This window comes from Streptacidiphilus fuscans (assembly GCF_015690355.1).
GTDB lineage: Bacteria > Actinomycetota > Actinomycetes > Streptomycetales > Streptomycetaceae > Streptacidiphilus > Streptacidiphilus fuscans.
The window spans coordinates 62,038-76,978 of the sequence record NZ_JADPRT010000014.1; the positions used below are offsets into that span (position 1 = coordinate 62,038).

Annotated in this window: 9 protein-coding genes; 2 read left to right on the forward strand and 7 right to left on the reverse strand. The window is 72.9% G+C overall.

What is annotated here, in order from left to right; all coding sequences use genetic code 11:
• Positions 1-387: 387 nt before the first annotated feature.
• Positions 388-1,353, forward strand: coding sequence for an inositol monophosphatase family protein (locus I2501_RS28490; protein ID WP_196197146.1), 966 nt, complete (start codon positions 388-390; stop codon positions 1,351-1,353).
• Positions 1,354-1,634: 281 nt separating this feature from the next.
• Here I2501_RS28490 and I2501_RS28495 read toward each other — a convergent pair whose 3' ends face one another.
• Positions 1,635-2,804 carry an ArsB/NhaD family transporter gene (locus tag I2501_RS28495; protein WP_408022798.1) on the reverse strand — a complete coding sequence of 390 codons (1,170 nt, stop codon included), beginning with the start codon at positions 2,802-2,804 and terminating at the stop codon, positions 1,635-1,637.
• 199 nt (positions 2,805-3,003) lie between these two features.
• Between I2501_RS28495 and I2501_RS28500 the strand changes: the two genes are divergently transcribed.
• A complete protein-coding gene (locus I2501_RS28500; protein ID WP_196197147.1) occupies positions 3,004-9,078 on the forward strand; it encodes a WD40 domain-containing protein in 6,075 nt (2,024 codons plus the stop codon).
• A 237-nt stretch (positions 9,079-9,315) separates the two neighbouring features.
• Here I2501_RS28500 and I2501_RS28505 read toward each other — a convergent pair whose 3' ends face one another.
• The 6 genes from I2501_RS28505 to rpmF form a co-directional block, all read right to left on the reverse strand.
• On the reverse strand, positions 9,316-11,424 hold the full coding sequence (locus I2501_RS28505) for a WD40 repeat domain-containing protein (protein ID WP_196197148.1): 2,109 nt from the start codon (positions 11,422-11,424) through the stop codon (positions 9,316-9,318).
• A 45-nt stretch (positions 11,425-11,469) separates the two neighbouring features.
• Entirely contained in the window at positions 11,470-12,339 is an 870-nt protein-coding gene (locus tag I2501_RS28510; protein WP_196197149.1) for a nucleic acid/nucleotide deaminase domain-containing protein, read from the reverse strand.
• 47 nt (positions 12,340-12,386) lie between these two features.
• Positions 12,387-12,971: an SUKH-4 family immunity protein gene (locus tag I2501_RS28515; protein WP_196197150.1), complete on the reverse strand. Its 585-nt coding sequence runs from the start codon at positions 12,969-12,971 to the stop codon at positions 12,387-12,389.
• A gap of 43 nt (positions 12,972-13,014) precedes the next feature.
• On the reverse strand, positions 13,015-13,896 hold the full coding sequence (locus I2501_RS28520) for a nucleic acid/nucleotide deaminase domain-containing protein (protein WP_196197151.1): 882 nt from the start codon (positions 13,894-13,896) through the stop codon (positions 13,015-13,017).
• Entirely contained in the window at positions 13,893-14,615 is a 723-nt protein-coding gene (locus tag I2501_RS28525; protein ID WP_196197152.1) for a WXG100-like domain-containing protein, read from the reverse strand. The genes I2501_RS28520 and I2501_RS28525 overlap by 4 nt, the downstream gene beginning before the upstream one ends.
• A 114-nt stretch (positions 14,616-14,729) precedes the next feature.
• Positions 14,730-14,894, reverse strand: a complete 165-nt coding sequence (rpmF, locus tag I2501_RS28530; protein WP_196197153.1) for a 50S ribosomal protein L32 — start codon at positions 14,892-14,894, stop codon at positions 14,730-14,732.
• Positions 14,895-14,941: the final 47 nt, after the last annotated feature.

Here is a 14,941-nt window from a genome sequence, read left to right on the forward strand (position 1 = left end):
TACTCTTCGGCGCGATAGGGAACGTACCGGTACGGGTGGTCGACGACGCACGCCTGCCGACCCACCGGGTCTTCGCCGTGACCAGCACACCCGACGGTGTCGACGACCTGCGGCCGACGGCACGTCTGGTGCGCTTCAGCGCCGAGCCGGTGCGGGAGCACCGCCCGGAAGAGATCTTCACCATGGCCGCGGGCGAGTTCCACAGCACGGTGGACGCCTCCGGGGAGCCCGACGGGGCCAGCGCAACCGTCGTGCTCGGCCGGACCGTCCAGGACGCCGTGGACCTGGCCCTCGGGCCACTGCACGGTCTGCCGCACCGGGTGGAGCGCCGAAGACTGGCCCCCGCCCGGTCGGCCGACATCGCTCGAGGGGTCCTCAGGAGGATGGATGAGTCCGCAGCACGGCCCACGGCACGACCCGCTCCCCGTCCTCGGCCCCGACCCGTCCGCGCCGAGCGCGGCCCACGCTCCGGCGGCGGCTCCGGCGGCTCCGGCACCGGGGCCGATCCTGGGACTCCTCCCGGCCTATGCGGATGAGCAGCGGACGGCGATCGCGGCGGCGCGGGCGGCGGGCCGACTGCTGCGCCGAAGGCTCGGCGGCACCCGTGGCGCCGGCGGCTCCCGCGGTTTCGAGGTTCACGCCAAGGGCGACCGCGGCGACGTGGTGACCGACCTGGACCTGGCGGCGGAGGAGCTGATCGTCGCGCGCCTCCAGGCCCGGTATCCGGCCGACCGGATCGTCTCGGAGGAGGCGGGCGTCCTCGACCACGCCGGCACGGACTCCCGAAGGACCTGGCTGGTCGACCCGCTGGACGGCACCAACAACATCGCGATCGGGCTGCCGGTGTGGTCCGTCGGTATCGCCCTGTGCGTGGCGGACGACCCGGTGGTGGGCGTGGTCCACGACCCGGTGGTCGGCCGCACGTGGAGCGCGCGGCGCGGCGCCGGAGCGCAGGGCCCGGACGGGCCGCTCACCGGCCCTCCCCCGCGCCCGTCCGACCGACTGCTCCTCGCCTGGACGCAGGGCTACGCCGTCTCCCGCGGCGAGCCGCGCGCGAGCGCGCTCAAGTCGGCGCTTGAGCTGCGGGCCCGCCGCGTGCTCCAGCTGTGGGCTCCGCTCTCCGCGTGGGCGCTGCTCGCCTCCGGCGACATCGACGGCTTCGTCGGCTACCGCAGCGAGTACGTCGACCTCCCAGCCGGCCTGCTCCTTGCCCGCGAAGCGGGCGTGGACGTCCGCGCGTTCGACGGCTCGGCCTTCGGTGAACGCCTCGGCCCCGGCGCGGACCTCAGCTTTGTCGCCGGACGGCGGGAAGTGGTGGACGAGCTGTTGCAGCTTGTCGCTGTGAGCCAGTGAGCCGCTTGGTTGCGCTCCCGCTGGTAGTTGCAGACACCTCAGGGGCGCGGGACTCTGCTGATATGCGGCTCCGCCGCGCGGGCGCGACCAGGCGAGCTAGTGCTCCCGCAGGTAGCTGCACCACCAGGGGCGCGGGGAACTGCGCGGCCTGCCACCCACGCACGTGGCGCGCCGAACGAGCAGGGCCATCCGCATGTCAGTGGTTTCTCGCGCAGTTCCCCGCGCCCCTGGATAGTGCATGGCACCTCACCTGCAGAAGCCCCGCACGCCAGAAGGTGCAACTAGCCCACCGCGGTCAGCGCCAGCGTCGCCGCGGCCATCGTGCCGACGGCGAGCGCCGTGCCGGTCAGCATGAACGTGCGGAGCGGGACGCGGACGCCGAAAGCTCGGCAGCGTTCGAACCAGAGGAGGATGGCCAGGGACGCCCACGGCGTGATCACCGGGCCGACGTTGGTGCCGACCAGCAGGCCCAGCAGTTGGAGGTGGTTGCCCGTGGGCACCACCGACTCGCCGGCCAGGTAGACCGGCAGGTTGTTCAGCACGTTCGAGAGCCCGCCGCCGACGGCGGAGGCGCGCAGGACGCCGGCCGTGCCGCCGTCGGAGCCGATGGCCGCCGCGAGGATCTGGTGCAGGCCGTGCGCGTCGAGCGTCTCGACGACCAGGAACATGCCCGGAACCATGATCAGCAGCCGCCAGGGGATCAGCGAGAGCCGCAGCTCACCGCGTCTGCGCAGCGCGAACGCCGCCACGACCAGCAGCGCGGCGGCGGTGGAGGCCATCCAGAGCGTCACCGCGCCGGTCAGCACGGTGACCAGGAATCCCGCCGTGGCCACGGCGCAGATGCGGAAGAGGAGCGGGTCCCCGGGCCGGTGGTCCGGCGGCGGCGTGTAGCTGGTGGCGGTCTCGCCGCGGCGGCGGGGGCGCCAGAAGAACCACCACAGCAGGGCCATGGTGACGGCGATCGAGGCCAGCTCGGGCAGCCACATGACCCGGACCAGGCCCAGCGGGGAGAGCGCGACCCGGTTCGCGGCCAGCAGGTTGGTCAGGTTGGACGCGGGCAGCAGCAGGCTGGCGGTGTTGGCCAGCCAGACCGTGGTCATCGCCAGCGGCACCGGCGGGATCCCGACCCGGACGGCCAGCGCCAGCATGACCGGGGTCAGCAGCACGGCCGTCGTGTCGAGGTTGAGCGCCACCGTGGTCGCGGACGCGAACAGCACGCACAGCCCGAAGAGGCGGACGTAGCTGCCGCCGCCCCAGCGGGCGACGCGGGTGGCGAGGACGTCGAAGACCTCGGCCTTGGAGGTCAGTTCCGCCAGCAGGATGACTGAGGCGAGGAAGCCGAGCAGCGGTGCGATGCGCTGCATCGCGTCCGAGGCGGAGGCGGGCGGCAGCAGGCCGGTGACGACGGCCAGCAGGCCGCCCACGAACAGGCCGAGGGCCAGCCAGTCCAGCGGATGCAGATGCAGTCGGCCCCGAGAAGTCGGGACGGACCGACCGGAGGAAGACTCGGACTTCCGGTCGTCGACGTCGCCCGGGCCTGGCGTCCCCACGCTCGGAGAATCCGTCACTTCCGCATCCACGTCAACAGATTACGTCACCAATCGCTCACTATCCGCCACCACGGACGGCGGCCGGATCTACCATTCTCCCATGGCGAACAGTGATTCGGCCCCGTTCGACTTCTTCATCAGCTACTCGCCCGCCGACGAACGGTGGGCGGCCTGGATCGCCTGGACCTTGGAGGAGGCCGGTCACCGCACGCTGCTCCAGGCCTGGGACTTCGTCCCCGGCACCGACTTCATCGACTTCATGGACCGCGGGGTCACCGAGTCGACGGCCGTCATCGCCGTGCTGTCGGACCACTACAAGAACTCGACGTACGGGCGGATGGAGTGGCAGGCCGCGCTCCGTTCCTCGCCGCAGCCGCCCAACCCGCGGTTGCTCACCGTGCGTGTGGCCGACACCACAGTCGAGGGACTGCTCGCCACCATCACCTACATCGACCTGGTGGGCGTGCAGGACGCCGCCGCGGCCAAGGACCTGCTGCTCACCCGGATCGAGTCCACGGTGACCGGCCGGTCCCGACCCGAGGAGCGACCGCGGTTCCCCGGGGACCCGGACGCGCCCGGTCTGCCCGGCCGCGCCGACGCCTCCGGCCCGCGCACGGCGTCCATACCGGCGCAGCGCGGGCCCTCCTCGCGCAGTCCCTTCGGCGGGCTGGGGTGGGGAGGCCGCAGGCGGCCCACCGTCGCGCCGCGCTATCCCGCCGCGCCGCACCCGGCGCGTGCGGACGAGACGCTGACCGTGCTGCATCTGGCCGGTCCCGCCTTCGGGCGGGGGCAGGAGCCGGACCCGCTGCGTGCCGCGATCTGGAGCGACCTGGTCGAGCTGACCGACGGCGGCGCGCCCGCACCGGACCTGGTGGTGGTCACCGGCGACCTCACCGCGTCCGGGAGCCCGCGCGAGTGCGACCAGGCGCTGGACTTCCTCACCAAGCTGCGCTCCCGGCTCGCCCTCGACCCGCAGCGCCTGGCCGTCGTCCCCGGCGGCCACGACGTGAGCCAGGCCGCGTGCCGGGCCTACTTCCACAGCTGCGAGGCGGACGAGATCCATCCGCGCGCGCCGTACTGGCCCAAGTGGCGGCACTACACCCGGCTCTTCCAGGAGCTCTACCAGGGCCTCGACCTGGTCTTCGACGCCGACCAGCCCTGGTCGCTCTTCCCCGTGCCCGACCTGCACACCGTGGTGGCGGGCTTCAACTCCTCGATGGCGTACAGCCATCGGAGCGAGGACCAGTTCGGCAGCCTGGGCAACGAGCAGATCACCTGGTTCGCCCAGGCGCTGCGCCCGTACCAGGACGCGGGCTGGCTGCGGATCGGCGCGGTACGCCATCCGCTGGACCGGGCGCCGCGTCCGCGCCGGGAGGCGCTGCGGGACAGCGACCTGTTCCTGCGGCTGGCCGCGCCGCGGCTCAACCTGCTGCTGCACGGCCCCGACACCGCCGCCGACGCCGGAACACCGCACCGGATCGCGGTCACCGGCGGCGAGTTGCTGGTGCTCGGCGCGAAGAACCCGGCCGAGCGCCGCCTGGTCCAGCTCAGCGCCGACGACCTGCGCTCGCGCCAGGCCGGATCGCAGACCGTCGACCTGCCGGCTCACTGGAGCCGTGCGGAGACAGCCTTCCCGCCCGCAGGCCACGGCACCGACGGCGCGGCGAACGCGGACACTGACACGGACGACGCCGGGAGCGTCGACGGAGTGGACGACGTGGACGCGGCGGTGGCCGGTCCGGGGCACGTGGCACCGGAGACACGGGCTTTCACCGCGCCGGTGGACGAGCTGCTGGACCGGATCGCCGAGGTCAGCCGCACCCGCCACGAGTCGGTGACGCTGCGTCGGCTGCGCGGCACCCCGCCGCAACTGCTGGCCACCTGGCAGGAGTCCGGCTTCGTCCGCCAGCAGCGGATCGGCGCCGTCGTCGGCACCCCGGACGCGGAGACGGTCGAGGCCTTCGCCGACCAGGTCCGCGCCTCGGGCACCGCGCCCGACGCCGAGCTGGTGCATCTGGGTCCGGCACCCGCGTCCGAACTGCGGGACCGGGCCCGTCGGTTGGGCGTGCGAATCCGCAGCTTCACGGAGTTCCAGGGGCTGTTGGACCTGCGCGAGTACACCCGCGCCCAGACCGAGCGGCTGCTGCGCGACAACCGCTACCCGCCCCACCTCTACCTGCCGCAGCGCTACCGGGAGACCGCGCCGGCCGGGGGCGTCGAGCACCCCGACCTGATCGGCGACCTGATCCGGCTGCTCGACACCGACCACGGCCGGTTCCTGTTGCTGCTGGGCGACTTCGGGCACGGCAAGACCTTCGCCCTGCACGAGCTGGCCCGGCGGCTGCCGGAGGAGCTGCCGCACATCACCCCGCTGCTGATCGACCTCGGCACCCTCGACAAGGCCTACACCCTCGACGGCCTGGTCGCCGCCCATCTGGCCGCGCACGGCGTCGACACCATCGAGCTGCGCGCCTTCCGCTACATGCTGCGGCAGGGCCGGATCATCCTGCTCTTCGACGGCTTCGACGAGCTGGTCAACCAGGTCAGCTACGACCGCGCCGCCGACCACCTCCAGGTCCTGCTCGACGCGGCCACCGACAACGCCAAGATCGTGGTCAGCAGCCGCACCCAGCACTTCAAGTCCCAGGCGCAGGTGCTGACCGCGCTCGGCGAGCGGGTGGGACTACTGCCGCAGCGCCGCGTGATGCAGTTGGAGTCCTTCAACGAGCAGCAGATCCGCCGCTATCTGGAGAACCGCTACGGCGACGCCCAGGCGGCCGACGACCGGATGCGGCTGCTGCACGGCATCCCGGACCTGCTGGCGCTGTGCGGCAACCCGCGACTGCTCAGCTTCGTCTCCCAGCTCGACGAGGAGCGACTGCGCGCGGTGGCCGGTGCGGGCCGGGCACTCAGCGCCGCCGGGCTCTACCAGGAGGTCTTCGACGCCTGGCTGCAGTACGAGTACGAGCGGGTCAACGTGCCCGGCGCACCACCGGGACTGACGGTCGATCAACTCTGGCACGCCGCCTCGGCGCTGGCCGTGCGGCTGTGGGAGACCGGCCGGACCTCGCTGCGGATGGACGAACTCACCGACATAGCCGAGATACTGGGCACGCTCACCGAGCACCGTCTCTCGATCCCGCACGCCGCCCACGCGATGGGTTCCGGCACCCTGCTGATCCGCTCCCCCGAGGGCACCTTCCACTTCATCCACCGCTCGGTCGCCGACTGGCTGGTCGCCAGGGAGGCGGCGGCGCGACTGGCACGCGGCGACCACGAGCTGCTGGAGCACCGGGTGCTCAGCCAGCTGACCGTGGAGTTCCTCTGTGATCTGGCGGACCGTCAGGTCTGCCTGACCTGGGCTCAGTCGGTGCTGCGCGACGCGGGGACGGAACAGGAGACCGTCGCCCAGGCCAACGCCGCCAAGGTGATCAGCCGGCTGCGGATACCCGCCCACACCGATCTGCGCGGCGCGCGGCTGGTCGGCGAGGACCTGTCGCACCGCGACTTCACCGGCGTCGACCTGACCGGGGCCGACCTGTCCGACGCCCGGCTGGACGGCGCCAACTTCAAGGGCGCGCGGCTGCGCGACGCCCGGCTGGTCGGCACCACCATGGACGGCACCCGGCTGACCGACGCCGACCTCACCGGCGCCGACCTGCGCCGCTCCCGCCTGGGCCGCAGCGACCTGAGCGGCGCCCGGCTCACCGGCAGCCGCTGGAACCGCGCGTCGCTGATCGACTGCCGGGCCGACCGTCCGCTGACCGAACTGCCGGAGCTGGCCACGGCCGCGTTCAGTCCCGGCATGCCGGTCGAGATCGGGCTGCGGCCCGCCAAGGTCGGCGTCCCGTACGGCTTCGGGTCGAACGTCGCCCGCCTGCCCGAGCCGCTCACCTACGCGCCCGACGGTGAACTGCTGGCCATCGGCAACGAGGACGGCAGTGTGCTGGTCTGCGACGCGGTGACCGGCGCCGCGCTGCGCACGCTGTCCGGCCACACCGGCCGGGTCTACTCGCTCAAGTTCCGTCCCGGGGTGCTGGCGACGGGCGCCTCCGACGGCACCGTCCGGCTCTGGGACCCGGTCACCGGCGCCTGCCTGCACCGGCTCGACGTGCACCCCGACGGCGTCTGGCCGGTGACCCTGGACCAGTCGGGCACCCTGCTCGCCACCGGCGACCCGACCGGAGCGGTGACGCTGTGGGACGTGGCCACCGGCACCGTCCGGCTCCGGCTTCCCGGCCACGGCAAGCTGACCCTGACCGCCCAGTTCAGCGCGGACGGACGGCTGTTGGCGCTCGGCGACGCCAGCTCCCGGCTGACGGTGTGGGACACCACCGACGGGCGACGGCTGGCGAGCCTGGAAGCCCACGACGGCACCGTCTACCGGGCCAGGTTCAGCCCCGACGGCCGCCTGCTGGCCACCGGCGACCAGGGCACCGGCGTCTCCGCGCGCAACGGACGGGGCCTGAACGGCAACGTCCGCGTCTGGTCGACGGAGGACTGGAGCCTGCTGCACCACTTCACCGGCCATCCCGGCCGCGTCTACACCCTCGACTTCCACCCCTCCGGCACGCTGCTGGCCAGCGGCGACACGGAGGGCAGCGTCCGGCTGTGGGACCTGGTCTCCGGGCGACCGGCCGGGGTGGGGGTCGGCTGCGTCGGCTCCGTCTACCAGGTCAGCTTCTCGCCGGACGGCGGGCTGCTGGCGGCGGGTGACAGCACCGGCCTGGTCCGGGTCTGGCAGTCCCCGGAGCCCGTCGGACCCGGCTCCGGTCCCGGTGCCGGTGCCGGTGCCGGTGCCGGTCCCGGCGTCGGGGCGGGTCTCATGCCTCGTGCGTCCGGCCCGGGCAGCGGCCCGTCCGGCGGCCCGGGCCGCGAGCCCGACCCGGACCCGCTCCCCGACCTGCCGCTCAGCCCGCTGCCGCACCAGCCGCCGCAGCATCGGGGCTCGGTCTGGGTCTGCCGGTTCCGCCCGCCGACCGACGGCGAACCGGCCGGTGCCGGACCGGTCCTGGTGACGCTGGCCAACGACGGCGCGGTGCGGCTCTGGGACACCGCGACCAGCCGCAGCCGCCGGATCCTCAACGGCCATGGCCGCAAGGTCTTCTCGACCGCCTACAGCCCGGACGGCTCCCTCCTCGCCGTCGCGGGCAACGACGGCCGGATCCGGCTCTGGAACACCGCGACCGGCGTGCTCACCTCGACGCTGCGGGGCAACAACGACCAGCTGGTCTCCGCCGTCTTCGCCCCCGTCGACGCGCTGCTGGCCACGGCCAGCAACGACGGCGACGTCTACCTGTGGAACGCGGTCACCGGCGAGTTCCAGCGCGAGATCGACGCGGAGACCGACCACACCTGGGCCGAGGCCTTCGACGCGACCGGCGACATCCTGGCGACGGCCAACGACGACGACTCGGTCCAGCTCTGGTACCGGACCACGGGCGCGCGGGTGGCCTCGCTCGCCCAGCACCAGGGGCGGGTGCGGTCGATCGCGTTCAGCCCCGACGGCAGCCAGGTCGTCACCGCAGCGGACGACCGGCTGGTCCGGGTGTGGAACCTCCAGGGCGAGCTCCTCGCCGAACTCGCGGGTCACACCGACCGCGTCTACGCGGTGGTCTTCGGTCACTTCGCAGACGTCGAACACGGAACGGCGGAGAGCGGCGACCACTGGATGGCGAGCGCCTCCTGGGACGGCACCGCCGTCGTCTGGCGCGACGGCGAGCCGGTGCACCGGCTGCGCGGCCATGCCGGGGGCATCTGGACCGCCGCCGCGCACCCGAGCCTCCCGCTGCTGGCCACGGCCGGTGACGACGGGCTGATCCGCCTCTGGGACGTCCGCGCGGGCACGCTGCTGCACACGCTCACCGGCCCGGTCGGACGCGTACTGACGCTCTCCTTCCGACCCGACGGCGGGCAGTTGGCGGCGGGCGGCGAGGACGGGACGCTGCGGCTCTGGTCCGTCGAGCCTGACGCGACGACGGCGCCGGTGCCGCAGGCCACGCTGATCGGCGCAGCCGAGGGCTGGGCCGCGTTCACCCCGTCGGGCCGCTACAAGCACCAGGGGTCCACGGCGGGCGAGTTCTGGCAGGTGATCGGCATGAGCCGGTTCGAGCCCGGCGAGTTGGACCGCCATCTCCCGAGCGCCGCCCAACTCCCGCTGGACCAGCCGCTCTGAGCGCAGGCACGGGTGTGAGCACGCAAAAGCCCCGGCCGAGCACGACGGCCGGGGCGGCCCCCGCCCACTGGGCGCGGACGGGCGTTCCGCATTCCATGCTGCCGAATCCGCCCGGTGGGGCGGTACCTCCGTCCGGTGGCAGGCCTACCGCCGAACGGAGGAATCCGCGCCCAACACCCGGCGTCGCCCCTCCGCCGGATGGCGGACAGGTGTGCGAATCGTGTGAAGGGGCGCCTGTCAGCGACCGATGGCGATGACTGACAGTTCGTCAGCGGCGGCCAGGGCGAGGCGGCCCAGTCCGAGCAGCAGCAGGTCCTGGACGGGAGCGCCGATGCGCAGGTCGCTGGTCGGCCCGTCCGCACCGAGGCGGAGCACGCGAACGAGACCGTCGGCCCAGCTCACGGCCAGGGTGAGCGGCGCATCACCGGCCGCGGAAGCGACGGAGACGGCCAGCACCGGGCACGTCCGGGCGTCCAACGGCTCCGCCAGCGGCTCCGTCCCGGGGCTCCACAGCCGCACGGTGCCGTCCGCGCCCCCGCTGAACACCAGCGGCGGCAGGCCCGGAGGCAGCGCGACCGCCAGGGAGGAGACGGGACCGGCGTGCGGTCGGACGGTCGCCGAGTCGCCGGTGCGGGTGTCGTGCCAGGCCACCGCGCCGGTGACGTCGCCCAGCACGACCACGCCCTCGGGCAGTCCGAACCCGCCCAGCAGCGCCGTGAGTTCGCCCTCCGCGCGAACGCCGGGCGGCAGCTCCGGCGCAGGGGTGCCCCACACGTCCAGGCTGACCAGCCCGGCGACCGCTCCGTCCCCTCGGTCCGCTCCGGAGGCTCCGCACGCCAGCGACCGCAGCGGCCGTGGGGCCGGCAGCGGGATCCGGCCGAGCGGGCTGCCGTCGGCCTGCGAGAGCCGGTGCACCGCGCCGCTCGCGTCGGCCGCCAGCAGGCTGCCGTCGGGCGTACCGTCCGGTGCGCGGCCCGCCGCGAGCGCGGTCACCGGGCCGGGCCAGGCGGCGGCGCCCCGGGCGAGGCGCCAGACCGTCCGACGGCCGTCGCCGGTCGCCCACCCACTGGGCGCGGGACCGAAGGGCGTGCCGTGCAGACGGTGGCGCAGGATGTCGGCGCGCGCGCCCGGATCGTCCTCCTCAGCGAGGGCCGGACCGACGCCCGCCCAGGCCTCGGCGAGCGGCCCTTCGGCTCCGGTCGCCTTGAGCGCGGTGGTGACCTGGTGCGGGTCGGCGCGCACCAGGAAGCCGGGGTCGTCGAGCAGTTGGCCTGCCTGACCCAGCGTCAGGGTCTGGGCCAGCAACAGCGTGAGGTGCTCCTCGGGGACGCCGTCGAGATCGGGCCCTCCGTCTGGCTGCCGGGGCACGGCGCCGATCAGGACGCGGAGCAGCCGGTGGGACGCCTCGGGCGGCAGTTCCGGGCGCAGGTGTTCGGCGACGGCCGCGCTGAGCACCGGCGCACCGGACGGTGTGGCGGGCAGCAGGTCGGCGGCGAGCTGCCGCGCCTCGGCGTCGGGCACGAGCCTGGCCCAGCCGTCCGCCGTGATCGGGACGTCCACGGACGCGAGCGCGGCGATCGCGGGCCTGGCCGCGTCGGGGGCTTCGGCCCACCACCGGTCCACCAGCCGTGCGGCGGTCGTTGCTGACGCTCCGTCAGCGTCGTTGTCCGACACCAGATCGGTCCCCGCCTTGCCGAGCCGCGCGGCGAGGTGGGCCAGTCCGGGACTGGGGTACACGGCCTCGGCGGGTGCGCGGTCCGCGGCACCGGGGAGCCCCGCGTACCAGCGGGCGAAGCGCTCGGGGTTCGTCCACTGCGGCGCGTCCAGGTCGAGCACGGCGGCGGGGACCTCGTCGCTGCGCGGCGCCTGCTGCAACAGCGCTGCCGTCGCCGGATCCGCCTCGACCACGACGCGTACCTGCGGCAGCGCGAGCAGCGGGACCAGCAGCTCGTCCATGACCTGCCGGGGCTCGCCCGGCAGCGCGCGACCACCGGCGCGGTGCAGGTCGGCCAGGCAGAGGACGGTCGCCCGGGAGTCGGCGGCGAGCGCCCCGAGGAGCTGCTGCGGCGTCCGCGCGTACAGGTCGAGTTGGCGGGCGAGGGTCCACACGGCCGAGGAGACCGTCAGCCCGCGCAGCGGCACCATCGCGTGGACCCGCCGTTCCGACGGCGCGTCAGCGACGGAGGCCGCCGCCGTCAACCAGGCGAGCAGGTGGCTCTTGCCCGAGTCCGGCGCGCCGGTCACCACGCACAGGCGGGGCGCCAGCGGATCGGCGAGCCAGCCGAGCAGCGCGGCGCCTGCGGGCCTGCGACCGCCGGGCAACGGCGGTATCGGTATCCGCTCCATCGTGCTCCGTCCCCTCCCCCGCAGCCCGTCGGCGCACGCGGATCGTCAGTCCTGTTCGAGGATGTGGATCATCAACGCCTTGACGCCCGCCTCGCGGGACTCGGCGTCGCGCCCGTAGTCGAAGCGGTGCGTGAACCGCGCCTGCGGGAACTGCGCCGCCATCCACAGCGCGCACCAGTGCCCCGGCATGAAGCAGGCCTGGAGCTCCGTGAAGACGCTGGTCACCGCCTCGGCGGGGACGCCGGCCGCGGCCAGCCGGTCCCAGACGATCTCCTCCGCGTGCGGGAGCCCCGGTCCGGACGTCCCGACGAGGATCTGCTCCGCCCCGTCCGCGTCGCGGTACCCGAACGCGGCCGAGGAACGGACGTTGAGCGGATGCCGCAGGTCGTCAAGGACCCGCGGCCACCAGCCTTCGCGGTCCGCGAAGGCGTCCTCGTCGAGTGCCGTCAGCTCGGCCCGCAGGTCGCGGTAGACCTCCAACCCCTCGCCCTGGCTCTCCGCCCCGGCGATCAGCGGCACGGCCCGGTCCAGCGCGGTCAGGGAGAGCAGGAAGCGGTCCACGCTGCTGTTGACCGGCATCTCGGGCAGGTCGAACCCCCGGAACCCGCCGCGGACTCCCCCGGCCTCCGTCACGTACAGCTCGACCGGCCCGTCGTACCCGAGCACCGGTCGCCCCTGCGCGGTCAGCGGCGCGGGCGACTCGGCCCCCGGCTCCGGCTCCGGCCCCGCCCCGGCCTGCGACTCCGCGTCGGGCGCGCTGAAGTACCGCCCGACCTGGACCGGCACCCCCGTGTCCGCGACCACGGACACCCCGACCACGGACGCCCCGAGCCCGGCTGCGTCCGGCCAGTTGAGCCGACGCAGTCCCTGCACGCCGAAGCGCTCCACCAGCACGCGGCGGGGGTCGGTGCTCATCTCGGGTCCTTCCGGGGCGGTACGGGTGGTGAAGGTTCGGGCAAACGCTACCGTGGCTTCCGGGGGTACATGCCGCTCGCGTAGGAGTCGAGGTACTGGGTCCAGAAGCCGTCCGGATCGGCGAGCGGCGCGGGGTCGACGGCACGCATCTCCGCCTCGATCTCCTCGACGGCGCGCCGGTAGAGCGGACGGGCCTCCCGGTTGCGCAGCCGGGGGTCGGGCGCCTTCGACTCGACCAGCAGGAGCATCCGGGCCAACGAGGAGACGTCCCCGTGGATCCGCTCGTAGCCCTCCTCGGCGTCCTCCGAGGTCGCAAAGACCACACCGTCGTCACGCCGGACGTAGACCAGTGCGTACTGGAGCGAGCCCAGGTGGCCGAGTTCACCGAACGGCGTCACTACCACCTTCTCCAGACCGCCTTCGTCCTCCACCAGCCGGTCCGGCGTCGACGCCGCGGCCAGCGAGGCGCCGAGGTGGAACACCCCGCTGCACCACGGCACGCCCACCTCGCTCAGGAAGGCGACGGCGTCGGCGGCGCCGATCACCGGCGCGGCAGCCGCAGGATCGGTCCGGACCACCTGGTCGGCCGGGAGCTCGGAGGTCAGTTCCTCCGACGTCAGGGGGAAGAGCACAGGATCTCCTGGGGTAACGCTCGGTCGGTGGTTCCACTACGCGTCAAACCGCTGCCGGGTCGACGTCGAAGTCCATGCTCCCGGCCGTTCCACCGTAGTCGCCGGAGGCGTGGTTCGACTCCAGCTGATCGATGTAGCGGTCGAACGGAGCGTTGCGGACATCGGTGTCCTTGATGTCGTTGTCGTAGTCCACCGCGTGGGTGACCTTGAGATCCGGGTTCTGCTCCGGGTCGAACATGTGCATGTTGAGCCATCGTTCGCAGGTGGAGCCCTTCTGGCAGGGCCGGCGTTCCGTATAGACCTGGTCCACCTGGAACTGCTTCTTGTTGTGGACGAGCGGATAGCCGATGGAGCGCTCCGAGTGGCTGCGCTCCGCACTGCTGCGGCCGACCAGGATGAACTCCTCCTTACCGTCGGTCGAGGCGTAGTGCAGTGCGGCGTAGTTGGTGCCGCCGTAGTCGCCCTCGCCGCCGTGCTGGGCGCGTCGTGCCTCCTCGACCGCCTTGGAGAGGTCGGTCGGCTCCTCGAGCTTCTGCGACTCGACCCACTCCCCCTCCTTGTCCTGCGTGCGACCCAGCGACTCCCAGCTCTTCTTGTTGGCGCTGAGCTCCTTCTTCTCCTCCGGAGTCAGGCTCTTGACGCCGGGCGTCTCCCGATTCGCGTCCAGCAGGCCGCGGATTCCGGAGTCGTCCTCGGGCGAGAGGTCCTTGAGCTGACCGTCGACGATCTCCTTGACGTTGCCCTCGTCGTCGACGAAGTACTTGCGGACCGTCTTCTTCTCGTTCTCCTCGACGTTGTCCGCGATCGTGTGGAGGTTGCTCTTGGTCTCGTCGAGGATCCCGCCGTAGGCGTGGGAGACGTCCTCCGACAGGGCTTTGACGGTCTTCCCGGCCGCCTCCTCGAAGGGCTTGGCCACGTCGCTCATGTGAAGCTCACCCCCGACATGTTCGAGGCGAAGTTCTGCGCGTGGCCGCGTGCCGTCTCCGCGTGGGCGCCGAACTTCTCGGCGTGGCCGCGCAGTTCCTCCGGGTGCACCATCCAGCCGTCGCCGGGGCCGCCACCGGAGACGCCGAGCATGTCCTCCAGCGCCGAGTAGCTCATCCCGGCGACGGCCTTCTCGACGACGCCGAGCAGCGGGGTCAGCGCGGCGTTGATCACCTGGGCGGTGATGTACTGGATGAGCTCCTGCTTGAGGAACTCCACCAGCTTCTCCGCCGCCTTGACGATGAGCGCCTCGGCCGCCTCGGCCAGCCCGAGCGTCGCGATGGCCGCGGCCTGGTCGGCGACGAAGGAGGCTGCCAGTACGCCGAGTTCGGCGATGCACTCCATCTTCAGGCCGACGATGTAGTCCGCCGCCGCGTCCAGCGCGGTCGCCAGGACCGAGCAGCCGTCCAGCAGGTCCTGCATGTGCCCCTGCGACAGGTGCGCCCACTTGGAGACCAGCAGGTCGTAGGAGTTCGCCTGGTAGGAGGAGTTCATCGCGCTGAGGGTCGCCGTCGCGTCCTGGTGCGTGCCCTCGATGCCCGAGGCGAAGGTCCGCACGTGCGTGGCGAACTCACGCACCGAGTCCTCGTTGACCTGTGGCCAGCTGATGCCGATGAAGTTGAGGAAGTCCGCCACCGGCTGCGGCAGTTCGATCGCCATGGCCCACCCCCGTACCGGCGCCGCCACTCTCCAGTTTCGAGGAGAGGCTAGTACGCCGGCACGGTTCCACGACAGGGGAAATCAGGTGGGAGGGTTCTTCCGTCAGTGTATTTCTCAGGGCTTCAACAGCCCACGCTGGTAGGCCTTGACGAGGTGCTGCGGGACCAGGTGCTCGCGGCCGTCGACGGTGACCGGGACGAGCTGCGGGGTGGTCGCCTTCCACTGGGCCCGGCGGTGCCTGGTGTTGCTGCGGGACATCTTGCGCTTGGGCACGGCCATCGGGTCGTTCCTTCGTTCACTGGGTCGTTGGTGTCGTTGGTGTCGTT

What these genes read in the sequence shown, in the direction of transcription:
- I2501_RS28490 (WP_196197146.1), top strand. Translation starts at nt 388, where the DNA reads ATGAGTCCGCAGCACGGCCCACGGCACGACCCGCTCCCCGTCCTCGGC.
- I2501_RS28500 (WP_196197147.1), top strand. Translation starts at nt 3,004, where the DNA reads ATGGCGAACAGTGATTCGGCCCCGTTCGACTTCTTCATCAGCTACTCG.
- I2501_RS28505 (WP_196197148.1), bottom strand. Translation starts at nt 11,424, where the DNA reads ATGGAGCGGATACCGATACCGCCGTTGCCCGGCGGTCGCAGGCCCGCA.
- I2501_RS28510 (WP_196197149.1), bottom strand. Translation starts at nt 12,339, where the DNA reads ATGAGCACCGACCCCCGCCGCGTGCTGGTGGAGCGCTTCGGCGTGCAG.
- I2501_RS28520 (WP_196197151.1), bottom strand. Translation starts at nt 13,896, where the DNA reads ATGAGCGACGTGGCCAAGCCCTTCGAGGAGGCGGCCGGGAAGACCGTC.
- I2501_RS28525 (WP_196197152.1), bottom strand. Translation starts at nt 14,615, where the DNA reads ATGGCGATCGAACTGCCGCAGCCGGTGGCGGACTTCCTCAACTTCATC.
- rpmF (WP_196197153.1), bottom strand. Translation starts at nt 14,894, where the DNA reads ATGGCCGTGCCCAAGCGCAAGATGTCCCGCAGCAACACCAGGCACCGC.